We start from the raw sequence: 12,754 nt of genomic DNA, 5'->3' as shown, positions 1-12,754 counted from the left end.
GGACCCGGCCCGGGGCAGGGTCGCGCGGGACGTCAACCGCCGGTCGCGCCGCCCATGGACGTCGTGGACACACCGAACCCCACCCCCGGGGCGAGCCCCGGAAAAGCGCCCGACATAATGACGGGCGTGGCGACAGCAACAGCAGTAGATTCCGGGCACGCGATTCCCTCGGTCAACCGGCCGAACGTCACCAGCGTCGGTACGGTCATCTGGCTCAGTTCCGAGCTGATGTTCTTCGCGGCCCTCTTCGCGATGTACTTCACCCTCCGATCGGTGATGGGTGCGGACTTCTGGTCCGAGCAGGCCGACTCGCTCAACGTGCCGTTCTCCACGGCGAACACCGCGATCCTGGTGCTCTCCTCCCTCACCTGCCAGCTCGGCGTGTTCGCCGCCGAGCGCGGTGACGTGAAGAAGCTCAGGTTCTGGTTCGTGATCACCTTCATGATGGGATCCGTCTTCATCGGCGGTCAGGTGACCGAGTACGTGGAGCTCGTCGTGCACGAGGGCATCTCGCTCTCCTCCGGCCCCTACGGCTCGGCGTTCTACCTCACCACCGGGTTCCACGGACTGCACGTGCTCGGCGGCCTGGTCGCCTTCCTGCTCGTGCTGGGCAGGACGTACGCCGCTCGACGGTTCACCCACGAGCAGGCCACCACGGCGATCGTCGTGTCCTACTACTGGCACTTCGTCGACGTCGTGTGGATCGGCCTCTTCGCCACCATCTACCTGATCCAGTAGCCGCCGGTCGCCGCGCCGTACGACGCACCTCCACCGCACCGACGTTGAAGATCCTGACACCGGGGTAATCCGTGAAAAAGCTCTCCGTACGACGGCGCCATCCGCTGGCGGCGTTCGTCGTCCTCCTCCTCGCGCTGGCGGCCACAGGGGGGCTGTACGCCACACTCGCCCCCGCGGACGAGGCCCAGGCCGAGACTTCGTCCCAGTCGCTGGCCATCGAGGAGGGCAAGCGGCTCTACGAGGTCGGCTGTTCCAGCTGCCACGGCCGGGGCGGCCAGGGCGGCTCCGACGGCCCCAGCCTGGTGGGCGTGGGCGCCGCCTCCGTCGACTTCCAGGTCGGCACCGGCCGGATGCCGATGGCCCAGACGGGGCCGCAGGCCCCGGAGAAGCCCGTCGTCTACACGCAGGCCGAGATCGACCAGCTGGCCGCGTACATCGCCTCCCTCGGCCCGGGCCCCAGCGTGCCCGAGGAGTCGGCCTACGACCCGTCGCGGGGTGACGCGGCGCGCGGCGGCGAGCTGTTCCGCAGCAACTGCTCCCAGTGCCACAACTTCGTCGGTTCAGGCGGCGCGCTGACCAACGGCAAGGAGGCCCCGAGCCTCCGCAACGTGGAGCCGCGGTACATCTTCGAGGCCATGCTCACCGGCCCGCAGAACATGCCGTCCTTCCCCAACACCACGCTCACCGAGCAGGACAAGCTGGACATCATCGCCTGGCTCGACGAGGTCGCCACCTCAGAGTCGCCCAGCCCCGGTGGTCTCTCGCTCGGCGGCTACGGCCCGGTCGGCGAGGGTCTCTTCGCCTGGACCTTCGGCATCGGTGTCCTGATCGCCGTGGCCGTCTGGATCGGCGCCAGGAGCACTAAGGCCAGGAAGTCATGAGTAGCCACAACGACGACAACACACCACACGACGACACCCCCGGCGAACACCTGCCGGAGAGCCGTGGTCACGACGCCGGCGAACTGTCCCCGGCGGACGACCCGTTCGCGGACCCGGGGCTGCCGGCGCACGAGCACCGCAGGCAGGACATCGACGAGCGGGCGGCCAAGCGCTCCGAGCGCACCGTGGCGCTGCTCTTCACCGTCTCGGTCCTCGCCACCATCGGGTTCATCGCCTCCTACGTCGCGATCCCGATCGACCGGATCGTCTACATCTTCCCGTTCGGTCACGTCAGCGGGCTCAACTTCGCCCTCGGCCTGACGCTCGGCCTGGCGCTCTTCTGCATCGGCGCCGGCGCCGTGCACTGGGCGCGGACGCTGATGTCGGACGAGGAGATGGCCGACGAGCGGCACCCGGTCGCGGCCTCCCCCGAGGTCAGGTCGCAGGTCTTCGAGGACTTCCGACAGGGCGTCGCGGAGTCCCAGTTCGGCCGCCGCAAGCTGGTCCGCAACACGATGTTCGGCGCGCTGGCCCTGGTGCCGCTCTCCGGCGTGGTGCTGCTGCGCGACCTCGGCCCGCTGCCGCACGACAAGCTCCGGCACAGCCGCTGGAAGGAGGGCTCGCTGGTCATCAACGAGTCCACCCAGCAGCCGCTGCGGCCCGAGGACATCCCGGTCGGCGCGCTGGTGCAGGCGATGCCCGAGGGCCTCGACCCGCACGACGAGGACTTCCAGGTGGAGATCGCCAAGGCCGCGGTCATGCTGGTGCGTCTCGAGCCCGAGGACATCAAGGACCGGCAGTCCGCGGACTGGGGGCACGAGGGCATCCTCTGCTACTCCAAGATCTGCACCCACATCGGCTGCCCGGCCACGCTGTACGAGCAGCAGACCCACCACGCGCTCTGCCCCTGCCACCAGTCGACGTTCGACCTCGCGGACGGTGCGCGGGTCATCTTCGGCCCGGCGGGGCACCCCCTGCCGCAGCTGCGGATCACGGTGAACGAAGACGGCTACCTCGCTGCGCTCGGCGACTTCGAGGAGCCCCCAGGCCCGAGCTTCTGGGAGCGCGGATGAGTACGGCAACGGAATCCCCGAAGACGACGGCGGACGCGCCGCAGAACCGCGGCAAGGCGCCCGCGGGCGAGCGCGTCGCCGACTGGGCCGACGGCAGGCTGGGCATCTACAGCCTCGCCAAGGCCAACATGCGGAAGATCTTCCCCGACCACTGGTCGTTCCTGCTGGGTGAGATCTGCCTCTACAGCTTCATCATCCTGATCCTGACGGGCGTCTACCTCACGCTCTTCTTCGTGCCGAGCATGGCCGAGGTCGAGTACCACGGGTCGTTCGAGCCCATGCAGGGCCTGCTGATGAGCGAGGCGTACGCCTCGGCCCTCGACATCAACTTCGAGGTCCGCGGCGGTCTGCTGGTCCGGCAGATCCACCACTGGGCGGCGCTGATCTTCGTCGTCGGCATCTTCCTGCACATGTTCCGGGTGTTCTTCACCGGCGCCTTCCGCAAGCCGCGCGAGATCAACTGGCTGTTCGGCTTCCTGCTGCTGGTGCTGGCGATCTTCACCGGCCTCACCGGCTACTCGCTGCCCGACGACTCGCTCTCCGGCATCGGCATCCGGCTGATGGAAGCGGCCATCCTGGCCGTGCCGGTGGTCGGCTCCTACCTGCAGATGTTCATCTTCGGCGGGGAGTTCCCCGGCCACGACATCATCCCGCGGTTCTTCGTGACCCACGTGCTGCTGCTGCCAGGGATCATGCTCGGCCTCGTCGTCGCGCACCTGATCCTGATCGTGTACCACAAGCACACGCACTACGCCGGGCCCGGCAGGACCAACGAGAACGTCGTCGGCTACCCGCTGCTGCCCGTCTACATGGCGAAGGCCGGAGGCTTCTTCTTCCTGGTCTTCGGCGTGATCACGATGATCGCGGCCACCGTCACCATCAACCCGATCTGGCTGCTCGGCCCCTACCGGCCCGACCAGGTGTCCACGGACGCCCAGCCCGACTGGTACCTGGGCTTCTCCGAGGGCCTGGTCCGGATGATGCCCGGCTGGGAGTGGGTGATTCCCGGCGGTTACACGCTCAACTTCGGTCTGCTGATCCCGCTGGCGGTCTTCCCGGGGATGCTGGCCGTGATCGGGCTCTACCCGTTCTTCGAGTCGTGGGTCACCAAGGACAAGCGCGAGCACCACATCGCGCAGCGGCCGCGGAACTCGCCGACCAGGACCGGCCTCGGCGTGGCGTGGCTGACGGCGTTCGGCGTCACCACCATCGGTGGCGGCAACGACCTGTTCGCGGTCCACTTCAACCTGTCGATCAACGCGATCACCTGGTTCTGTCGGATCGGCTTCTTCGTCCTGCCGGTGCTGGCGTTCTTCATCACCCGCCGGATCTGCCTGGGCCTCCAGCGCCGTGACCGGGACAAGGTCCTGCACGGCCGGGAGACCGGCATCATCAAGCGGCTGCCGCACGGCGAGTTCGTCGAGGTGCACGAGCCCCTCGCACAGGACAAGCTGCACGTGCTCACCTCGCACGACCAGGCCACGCCCATAGAGGTCGGCCCGGAGACGGACGAGAACGGCGTCCGGCGCCGGATCAACCCGGTCGAGCGGGTGCGGGCCAGGATCAGCCGCAGCTACTACGGCGAGCAGGCGCAGATCCCGAAGCCGACGCGCGAGGAGTACCACGAGATCACCAGCGGCCACGGTCACCACTGACGGCCCCTGGACCTCACCGCCGAGTGGCCCCCGCCCGGAACGGGCGGGGGCCACTCGCGCTATAGGCTCTGGCCACAGGCCCAGCGAAGGCTGTCGGCCCCCGATGCCAGAGGTGATTCCCATGAGCGCTGTGATCCCCGCCGGAGGCGACCGAGCGGCGGCGCGCACCTGGCCCGACGTGCTGAGCACGCTGATCGCGGGCCACGACCTCACCGCGGACGAGGCCGCCTGGGCCATGGGCCGCGTCATGGCGGGCGAGGCCACCGACGCCCAGATCGCCGGCTTCGCGGTCGCGCTGCGGGCCAAGGGCGAGACCGTCACCGAGGTGTCGGGGCTGGTCGAGGCGATGTACGAGCACGCCAACCGGATAGAGGTGCCGGGCACGACGGTGGACATCGTCGGCACCGGCGGCGACCGGGCCAAGACCGTCAACATCTCGACCATGGCCGCCATCGTGGTGGCCGGCACCGGCGTGCGGGTCGTCAAGCACGGCAACCGGGCGGCGTCCAGCGCCAGCGGCGCCTCCGACGTGCTGGAGAAGCTCGGCGTCAACCTGGAGCTGACGCCGGAGCGGGTGGCGGAGGTCGCCCTGGAGTCGGGCATCACCTTCTGCTTCGCGGTGAAGTTCCACCCGGCGCTGCGGCACGTGGGCGCGGCGCGGCGCGAGCTGGGCGTCGCGACGGTCTTCAACTTCCTCGGCCCGCTGACCAACCCGGCCCGGGTCCGGGCCCAGGCCACGGGCGTGGCGGACGCCAGGATGGCGTCGATCATGGCCGGCGTGCTGGCCGAGCGCGGCTCCTCGGCACTGGTCTTCCGGGGCGACGACGGTCTGGACGAGCTGACCGTCACCGCGCCGTCCACGGTGTGGGTGGTGCGGGACGGCGAGGTCCGCGAGGAGCGGTTCGACCCGCGCAGCGTCGGCCTCCGGCTGGCCCCGGTGGAGGCCCTGCGCGGCGCGGACTCCGCGTACAACGCGGACGTCGCACGCCGCGTCCTCGACGGCGAGACGGGCCCGGTCCGCGACGCGGTCCTGCTCAACGCGGCGGCGGCCCTGGTCGCCGTCGCCCCGACGGACGCGTCGCTCCCCGACCAGCTGGAGGCGGCGATGTCCCGCGCCGCCCACGCGATCGACTCTGGCGCGGCCGCCGAAACCCTCCACCGCTGGGCGGCGGCGACGCACGCCTGAGGGTTTTTCCCACCCACCCTCCCCCAGCCAACGGCCCCCAGCCATGGGGGTCCCCCCGGACGGAGTCTGGGGGAGGCTGGGAGGTGCCCCCAGGGAGGTGCCCCCACAAGCCCTTGCTCGGCCTGCGGCGCAGGCGGTCACCGCCCACGGCCGGCCGGGCCGCCCCCGCGGCAGGGCCGCGGCCCGGCGGGGGCCCTGCGGGCCCACCCGCAGGGCCCCCCGCGAAGCGGGGAAAGCCCGCGCGCAGCGCCGGGTCCCGGCGGCGAGCCCCCCCGCAGAGCGGGGCAAAGGGTGGGTGGGGACGGTCCGCGCGGTGCGCAACGGCCCGGCGGCGTTGCCGCCGTCGGCCGGAGCCGGCCCCCCGGCGGCCGGGCCCCCGGGTGGTCCGCGCGGGGCGGCGGGCCTGGTGGCGGAGTCGTCGTGGTGCGTCCCGTCAGGGGCCTGCGCGGTGCGCGACGGCCCGGTGGTGCTGCTGCCTCTCGGCGGCCGGGTCCCCGGGTGGTCCACGCGGAGCGCCGGACCTGGCGGCGGAGCCGCTTCGGTGGGGCCCGTCAAGGGGCTCGCTGGAGCCGGCCCCCCGGCGGAGCGCAGTGCCCCTCGCTGGCCCCGGGCCACCGGATGGTCCGTGCGGAGCATCAGACCTGGCGACGGAGTCGTCGTGGTGCGGCCCGTCAGGGGCTCGCGCGGAGCGCGATGGCCCGGCGGCGCTGCCGCCATTGGCCGGAGCTGGCCCCTCCGCGGAGCGGGAGAAGGCCCGCGCGGAGCGCCGGGCCTGGCGCGGCCCGTCAGGGGCCCCCGCGGAGCGGGAAAAGGGCGGGTGGGTGGGGGAAACCCCGCGCGGAGCGCGGTCGGCCCGGCCGGGGCCGGGGGCCGTCCGCGGAGCGGGGAAAGGGCGGGTGGGTGGGGGAAAACTACTCGAGGCCGATGGCGAACGCGGCTTCGAGGTCGTGCTGCGAATACGTACGGAACGCGATGTGCGTCTCCGTCGACTCGACGCCCGGGACCTTGCTGAGGCGGCCGGGGATCACCTCGGCCAGTTCGTCGTGGGACCGCACCCGGACCATCGCGATCAGGTCGTGCGGGCCGGTGACGGAGTAGACCTCGCTCACGCCGTCGAGCGCGGCGATCCGTTCCGCGACCTCGGGGACGCGGTCCACGCTGGTCTTGATGAGGACGATCGACGTGATCACTGCTTGGCCCCTTCCGGACGCGGTACGCAGGGCCACACCTTAGTCGCACCCCAGTTCACGGCCGCACGCGACGGCCTGACCGGCGTCGCGACATCGGTTGTCGCCGTGCCGGCCGCGGCAGACGCGGCGGCTACCAGGCCGTAGGGTGACACTGGATGGAACAAGCGGCAGTGGCTGACAGGAACTGACGGACGGACTGAGCGGTGGCGGATCCCGAGGACGACGCGGGGGCGACGAGGCGGCCGGAGGTCGTCGAGGCTCTTGACCGGCCGCTGCCCGAGCGGGTCCGTCACCGCGTCATCGTCGTCGCCGGCGACGCGTTCGCCGGGTTGACCGTCGCCGAGTTGCCGTCGTCGCTGCGGCAGTACGCCCGTTTCCAGCCGGCGCGCCGGGTGCGGTTCGGCGGCAGTGCGATCGCCGCGGCGCTGGAGAGCGACGCCGTCTTCCGGCAGCGGGTGGCCGCCAGGCTGCGCGAGGTCGAGCCGGAGCTGGCCGAGGCCGTGGAGCACGGCGCCCCGCCGCCGGCCGCCGATCCGGTGGAGGTCGCGGCGGCCGCGTTCGTGCTGCGGCCGGTCGGCTGGGCCAAGCTGGTGGCGGCCGCCGGCGAGGAGGCGCAGCGGGCCCAGGAGGAGCGGGCCGGGCAGGAGCGTGAGCGGGAGCTGGCCAGGCTGCGCGACGAGTTGGCGGAGCTGTCCGACACCGCGCGGACGGACGGCGAGCGGCTGCGCGTCGAGTTGGAGGCGGCCCGCAAGGACACGGACGCCGTGCACCGGAAGTTGCGCAGCGCGCAGAGCGACGTGCGGCGGGGCGAGGCGGCGCAGCGGAAGCTGCGGGGCGAGTTGGAGGAGGCGCGCGCCGAGGCCGCGGCGGCCAAGGCGCAGGCGGACGGCGAGGCCAGGCGGCTGCGGGCGCGGCTCACGGAGGCCGAGGCGGCGTTGGAGTCGAGCCGGAAGTCGGTGCGTGAGGGGCGCGGCATCGAGGACATGCGGCTGCGGCTGCTGCTCGACACCGTGCTGGACGCGGCGCAGGGGCTGCGCCGCGAACTGGCGTTGCCGCCGGCCACGTTGCGGCCCGCGCAGACGGTCGACGCGGTGGAGCCCGGCGGGATGACCCCGCAGGACGTGGCGCAGCGGGCCCTCTCCGCGGACGATCCGGCGCTGCTCGACCAGCTGTTGGCGCTGCCGCAGGCGCATCTGGTGGTCGACGGTTACAACGTCACCAAGACGGGTTATCCGACGATGCCGTTGGAGAAGCAGCGGCTGCGGCTGCTGCGTGGTCTCGCGGTGTTGGCGGCGCAGACGGGCGCCGAGATGACCTGCGTCTTCGACGGCGCCGAGCTGGCGGCCCCGGTGTTGGTCACGCCGCCGCGCGGCGTTCGGGTGTTGTTCAGCCGGCCGGGGCAGACGGCGGACGAGCTGATCAGGCAGCTGGTGCGGGCCGAGCCGGCCGGCCGGCCGCTGGTCGTGGTCTCGTCCGACCGCGAGGTGGCGGACGGCGTCGCCCGCTCAGGGGCGCGCCCGGTCGCGTCGGCGATGCTGCTGAAGCGGCTCGCCCGCACCTGAACCCTCCGTTTCTCGCACGGAGGGTATGGGCCCGAATGCGTGCGGTGTGATGTAAGTAAAAAATATGGGTGGGGATTTGAACCTACGAATGGCCTGTCGCTAGGGTCTGGCTCGAACCTTCGCGCGGTAGTCCACCCATCCGGGGTGGCCGTGGAGGAACCGCCGATTCCGCGGCGCAGGTGCGCGGAGCCGGGGCCCCGCCCCACACTCCCGGCAGGCGGCTGGAGGAAGAAGGAGCTCGCCCCAGTGGCGTCCCACCGTCGTCCCAAGCAGCCAAGCCGTGCCCGTGTGACCTTCTTCGGCGCCGCCGCCACCGCGGCCGCCACCGTCGGTATGACGGCGCAGTCCGCCAGCGCCGCCCCCGACCAGACCAAGGAAGAGGTCCAGGAGGAGGTCGACCGCCTCTACGAGGAGGCGGAGGCGATCACCGAGGAGTACAACGGCGCGTCCGAGCGCGAGGAGGAGCTGGAGGCCGAGATCGCGGAACTCCAGGACTCCGCCGCCCGCGGCCAGGAGGAGCTCAACGAACTCCGCGCCAACCTCGGCGCCGTGGCCACCGCCCAGTACCGCACCGGCGGCATCGACCCCTCCGTGCAGCTGTTCCTGGCCTCCGACCCCGACGCCTACCTCGACCAGGCGTCGCGGCTCAGCCAGGTCAGCGGCCGCCAGGCCGAGACGCTGCGGCTCATCGAGAACGCCCAGCGCGACCTGGACCAGCAGCAGGACGAGGCCGGCCAGCGGCTCTCCGAGCTGGAGCAGGTCCGCTCCCAGCTCGGCGACCAGCAGGACGACATCCAGGGCCGGCTGAGGGAGGCGCAGGGGCTCCTCAACCAGCTCACCGAGGAGGAGCGGGCCGCGCTCGCCGCCGAGGAGGCCGCCCGGCAGGCCGAGGCCCAGGAGCGCGCCAGCCGCGACAGCGGCGACCGCGTCGCCATCACCGACGGCACCTCGTCCTCCTACGGCTCCGCCGCCCTCAACGCCGCGGCCAGCAAGGTCGGTTTGCCCTACGTGTGGGGCGCGACAGGACCCAACTCGTTCGACTGCTCGGGCCTCACCTCGTGGGCCTACGCGCAGGCCGGCGTCTCGCTGCCGCGCACCTCCCAGTCCCAGGCCACCATCGGCACCCGGCTCTCCATGAGCGAACTGGCCCCCGGCGACCTGGTCTTCTACTACGACGACCTGCACCACGTCGGCCTCTACGCCGGCAACGGCCAGATCGTCCACGCCGCGAACCCCGCGGATGGCGTCGAGTACCTCGGCGTCGACGTGATGCCGTTCATGTTCGGGGTGCGCGTCGGCTGACCCTGGTGGGGCCAGGCGGCCTCGTCCGTCCAGGTGATTCCGGGAGCGGGTGCCACCCGTACGCGCCCCGTGTGACCTGCGATTTGCGCGTTCCGACGCGGGCCGCGCGGTGTCGTCGTTTCGCCAACCGACAGCACCGCACGGCTACATTCTGCTGCGCTCACGTCCCCAACGAAGGGAGCGCGGCCCGCTGTGGTCCAGCATCGACACCGCCGTCACCCGCAGGCGCGGCCGGCCATGGCCGCCCGCCTCACCGTGCTGACGGCCGCGACCGCGGCCGCCATGAGCGCCGCCCCCGTACTGGCCGCGCCCACCCTGCCGGCCGCGCCCCCGGCCGACAGCGCCGAGGCGGCCCGCGAGGTCGACCGGCTCTTCACGGAGGCCGAGCGGGCCATCGAGGCCTACAACGGCGCCGCGGAACGGGTCGAGGCGCTGGAGGCCGAACTCGCCCGCAGCCAGGAGCGGGTGGCCCGCGGACAGCAACTCGTCAACGACCGGCGGTACGCCATCGGCGCGACCGCCGCCGCCCACTACCGGGCCGGCGGCCTCGACCCCACGCTCGCCCTGCTGCTCTCCGACGACCCGGAGAACTACCTCGACAACGCCTCCGCGCTCGAACGGGCCGCCGCCCGCGGCGCCCTCGGACTCCGCGAGCTGCGCGCGGCCCAACGCGGCCTCGAACGACGCAGGACCGAGGCCGACGAGCGGCTCACCCTGCTCAGCGCCGAGAAGGACGAACTCGGCCGCCACAAGAGGACCGCGCAGCGCCGCCTCGCCTCGGCCCGCCGCCAGTACGAGCGGCTCTCCGCCCGGGAGCGCGCCGACCGCGAGCGGGCCACCCGCGACGGGAACCGGGTGCCGACCGCCGTCGCCACGCTCGACGCCGCCAAGGACGACACCCCGCGAGGACCTGGCACCGCCCGCGCCAACGCCGCGGTGGCCGCCGCCAGGGGCGCGGTGGGCCGCCCCTACGCCTGGGGCCAGGCCGGGCCCTCGGCCTTCGACTGCTCCGGGCTCATCCAGTGGGCCTACGCCCAGGCCGGCGTCTCGCTGCCACGCACCTCCCAGGGCCAGGCGACGGCCGGCCGCCGGGTCACCCTCGCCGAGGCCCGCCCCGGCGACATCGTGGTCTACCGCGCGGACGCCAGCCACGTCGGTCTCTACGTCGGCGGCGGCCAGATCGTCCACGCCCCCTACCCGGGCTCCCAGGTCCGCTACGAGGGCGTCGGCATGCTCCCGGTCTCCTCGGTCGTCCGCCCCTGAGGCCGGAGGCCGAGTGGGGGCACCTCCCAGCCTCCCCCAGACTCCGTCCGGGGGGACCCCCATGGCTGGGGGAGGGTAGGTATCGTCTCGTGCGATGCGTAAGACGCTGATCGTCACCAACGACTTCCCGCCGCGCCCCGGCGGGATCCAGTCCTTCCTGCACAACATGGCGCGCCGCCTCGACCCCAACCGGGTGGTGGTCTACGCCTCCACCTGGAAGCGGGACGCCGAGGGCCGGCGGGCCACGGCCGCCTTCGACGCCGAGCAGCCGTTCCCGGTCTTCCGGGACCGGACCACCATGCTGCTGCCGACCCCGGCCGCCACCCGGCGCGCCACCGCGCTGCTCCGCGAACACGACTGCACCGCGGTGTGGTTCGGGGCCGCCGCGCCGCTCGGCCTGATGGCCCCCGCGCTGCGCGCGGCCGGCGCCGAACGGCTGGTCGCCACCACGCACGGCCACGAGGCCGGCTGGGCCCAACTGCCCGGTGCGCGCCGACTGCTGCGGCGGATCGGCGAGGGCACCGACACCATCACCTACCTCGGCGAGTACACCCGCTCCCGGATCGCCCGCGCCCTCACCCCGGCGGCGGCCGACCGGATGGTCCAACTGCCGCCGGGCGTCGACGAGAAGACCTTCCACCCGGACTCCGGCGGTCCCGCCGTCCGCGCCGCCCTCGGCCTGACCGACCGGCCGGTGGTCGTGTGCGTGTCGCGGCTGGTGCCGCGCAAGGGCCAGGACACGCTGATCCGGGCCCTGCCGCGGATCCTGGCGGCCGAACCCGAGACGGTGCTGCTGATCGTGGGCGGCGGCCCCTACCGCGCCGACCTGGAACGGCTCGCCGCCGACCTGGACGTCACGACCGCCGTGCGGTTCACCGGCGAGGTGCCGTGGGCCGACCTGCCGGCGCACTTCGGCGCCGGCGACGTCTTCGCGATGCCGTGCCGGACGCGGCGCGGCGGCCTCGACGTGGAGGGCCTCGGCATCGTCTACCTGGAGGCCTCCGCGACCGGCCTCCCCGTCGTCGCCGGCGACTCCGGCGGCGCGCCGGACGCGGTCCTCGAGGGCGAGACCGGCTGGGTCGTCCGCGGCGGAGCGGACTCCGCTGCCGCGGAGACGGCGGACCGGGTGGTGACGCTGCTGCGGGACGCGGAGCTGCGGCGCCGGATGGGCGAACGGGGCCGCGCCTGGATCGAGGAACGGTGGCGGTGGGATCTGTTGGTCGAACGGCTCTCAGCCCTGCTGACGTGACCGGTGGGGGTTCCCCCACCCACCCGCCCTTTGTTCCGCTGCCGCGTCGCGGGCGCGCTGCGCGCGGGCGGCGGCCCGCCGGGGCCCTGACCGGGCGGCTTCGCCGCCATGGTCGGGGCCCCTGCGGCCGTGTCGGCCTGCGGCCGTGTCGCGCCCACCCACCCGCCTTGGGGGCACCTCCCAGCCTCCCCCAGACTCCGTCCGGGGGGACCCCCATGGCTGGGGGAGGGGGGCCTCGGGCGGCAGCGGGCCTGCGGCGTTGCCGCCGCGGGGCGGAGCCCCGCGAGGCCGGGCGGCGCAGCCGCGGTTGTTTGCGCCCTGCGGGCGTGCCGCGCCCACCCACCCGCCATGGGGGCACCCCCAGCCGCCAGGCTGGGGGAGGGTGCCTCGCGCGGCAGCGGGCCGCCGGCCCGGCGGCGAAGCCGCCGCAGGCCGGGCCCGCGCCCCCCTGGTGGGGCGCAACCGCCCTGGGCCGGGAGCACGGGGCCCGGAGGGGCTCCGCCCCGCCGGGGCCCGGGCCCCGCGGCCCGGAGGGCCAGGCGGCGAAGCCGCCCTCGGCCCCCGGCCGGGGCCCACCCCGCGCGAAGCGCGGAACAAGGGCGGGCGGGTGGGGAAAACCCCGCGCGAAGCGCGGGGCACCCACCCCGGCCCGTGC

10 protein-coding genes are annotated in these 12,754 nt (G+C 73.4%); 9 read left to right on the top strand and 1 reads right to left on the bottom strand.

From position 1 onward, the window contains the following. Positions 1 to 117: 117 nt before the first annotated feature. The 5 genes from ctaE (at position 118) to trpD (ending at position 5,533) form a co-directional block, all read left to right on the top strand. Complete coding sequence (gene ctaE, locus ACYVPE_RS26320; protein WP_461036196.1) at positions 118 to 738, top strand: aa3-type cytochrome oxidase subunit III; 621 nt, start codon at positions 118 to 120, stop codon at positions 736 to 738. A 71-nt stretch (positions 739 to 809) separates the two neighbouring features. Next, on the top strand, positions 810 to 1,619 hold the full coding sequence (gene qcrC, locus ACYVPE_RS26315; RefSeq protein WP_461036195.1) for a cytochrome bc1 complex diheme cytochrome c subunit: 810 nt from the start codon (positions 810 to 812) through the stop codon (positions 1,617 to 1,619). Next, entirely contained in the window at positions 1,616 to 2,692 is a 1,077-nt protein-coding gene (gene qcrA / locus ACYVPE_RS26310; protein WP_461036194.1) for a cytochrome bc1 complex Rieske iron-sulfur subunit, read from the top strand. The genes qcrC and qcrA overlap by 4 nt, the downstream gene beginning before the upstream one ends. After that, the gene (qcrB, locus tag ACYVPE_RS26305; protein WP_461036193.1) at positions 2,689 to 4,347 is read left to right on the top strand and encodes a cytochrome bc1 complex cytochrome b subunit; all 1,659 of its coding nucleotides are present in this window, start codon (positions 2,689 to 2,691) and stop codon (positions 4,345 to 4,347) included. Before qcrA ends, qcrB begins: the two co-directional genes overlap by 4 nt. A 121-nt stretch (positions 4,348 to 4,468) precedes the next feature. After that, the gene (trpD, locus tag ACYVPE_RS26300) at positions 4,469 to 5,533 is read left to right on the top strand and encodes an anthranilate phosphoribosyltransferase (RefSeq protein ID WP_461036192.1); all 1,065 of its coding nucleotides are present in this window, start codon (positions 4,469 to 4,471) and stop codon (positions 5,531 to 5,533) included. Between the two features lie 911 nt (positions 5,534 to 6,444). On the opposite strand, the gene ACYVPE_RS26295 is transcribed toward trpD, so the two are convergent. After that, positions 6,445 to 6,723, bottom strand: a complete 279-nt coding sequence (locus tag ACYVPE_RS26295; RefSeq protein WP_461036191.1) for an Lrp/AsnC family transcriptional regulator — start codon at positions 6,721 to 6,723, stop codon at positions 6,445 to 6,447. 203 nt (positions 6,724 to 6,926) lie between these two features. Between ACYVPE_RS26295 and ACYVPE_RS26290 the strand changes: the two genes are divergently transcribed. The 4 genes from ACYVPE_RS26290 to ACYVPE_RS26275 all read left to right on the top strand — a co-directional run bounded on the left by ACYVPE_RS26290 (position 6,927) and on the right by ACYVPE_RS26275 (position 12,099). Then, entirely contained in the window at positions 6,927 to 8,285 is a 1,359-nt protein-coding gene (locus ACYVPE_RS26290; protein WP_461036190.1) for an NYN domain-containing protein, read from the top strand. A gap of 246 nt (positions 8,286 to 8,531) precedes the next feature. Continuing rightward, positions 8,532 to 9,587, top strand: a complete 1,056-nt coding sequence (locus tag ACYVPE_RS26285; RefSeq protein ID WP_461036189.1) for a C40 family peptidase — start codon at positions 8,532 to 8,534, stop codon at positions 9,585 to 9,587. Between the two features lie 237 nt (positions 9,588 to 9,824). Continuing rightward, entirely contained in the window at positions 9,825 to 10,850 is a 1,026-nt protein-coding gene (locus ACYVPE_RS26280; protein ID WP_461036219.1) for a C40 family peptidase, read from the top strand. 94 nt (positions 10,851 to 10,944) lie between these two features. Beyond that, complete coding sequence (locus ACYVPE_RS26275; protein WP_461036188.1) at positions 10,945 to 12,099, top strand: glycosyltransferase family 4 protein; 1,155 nt, start codon at positions 10,945 to 10,947, stop codon at positions 12,097 to 12,099. The last annotated feature ends 655 nt before the right edge of the window (positions 12,100 to 12,754 follow it).

The organism is Streptomyces mayteni (assembly GCF_054783955.1).
This window is presented reverse-complemented; position numbering and strand designations above follow the sequence as displayed.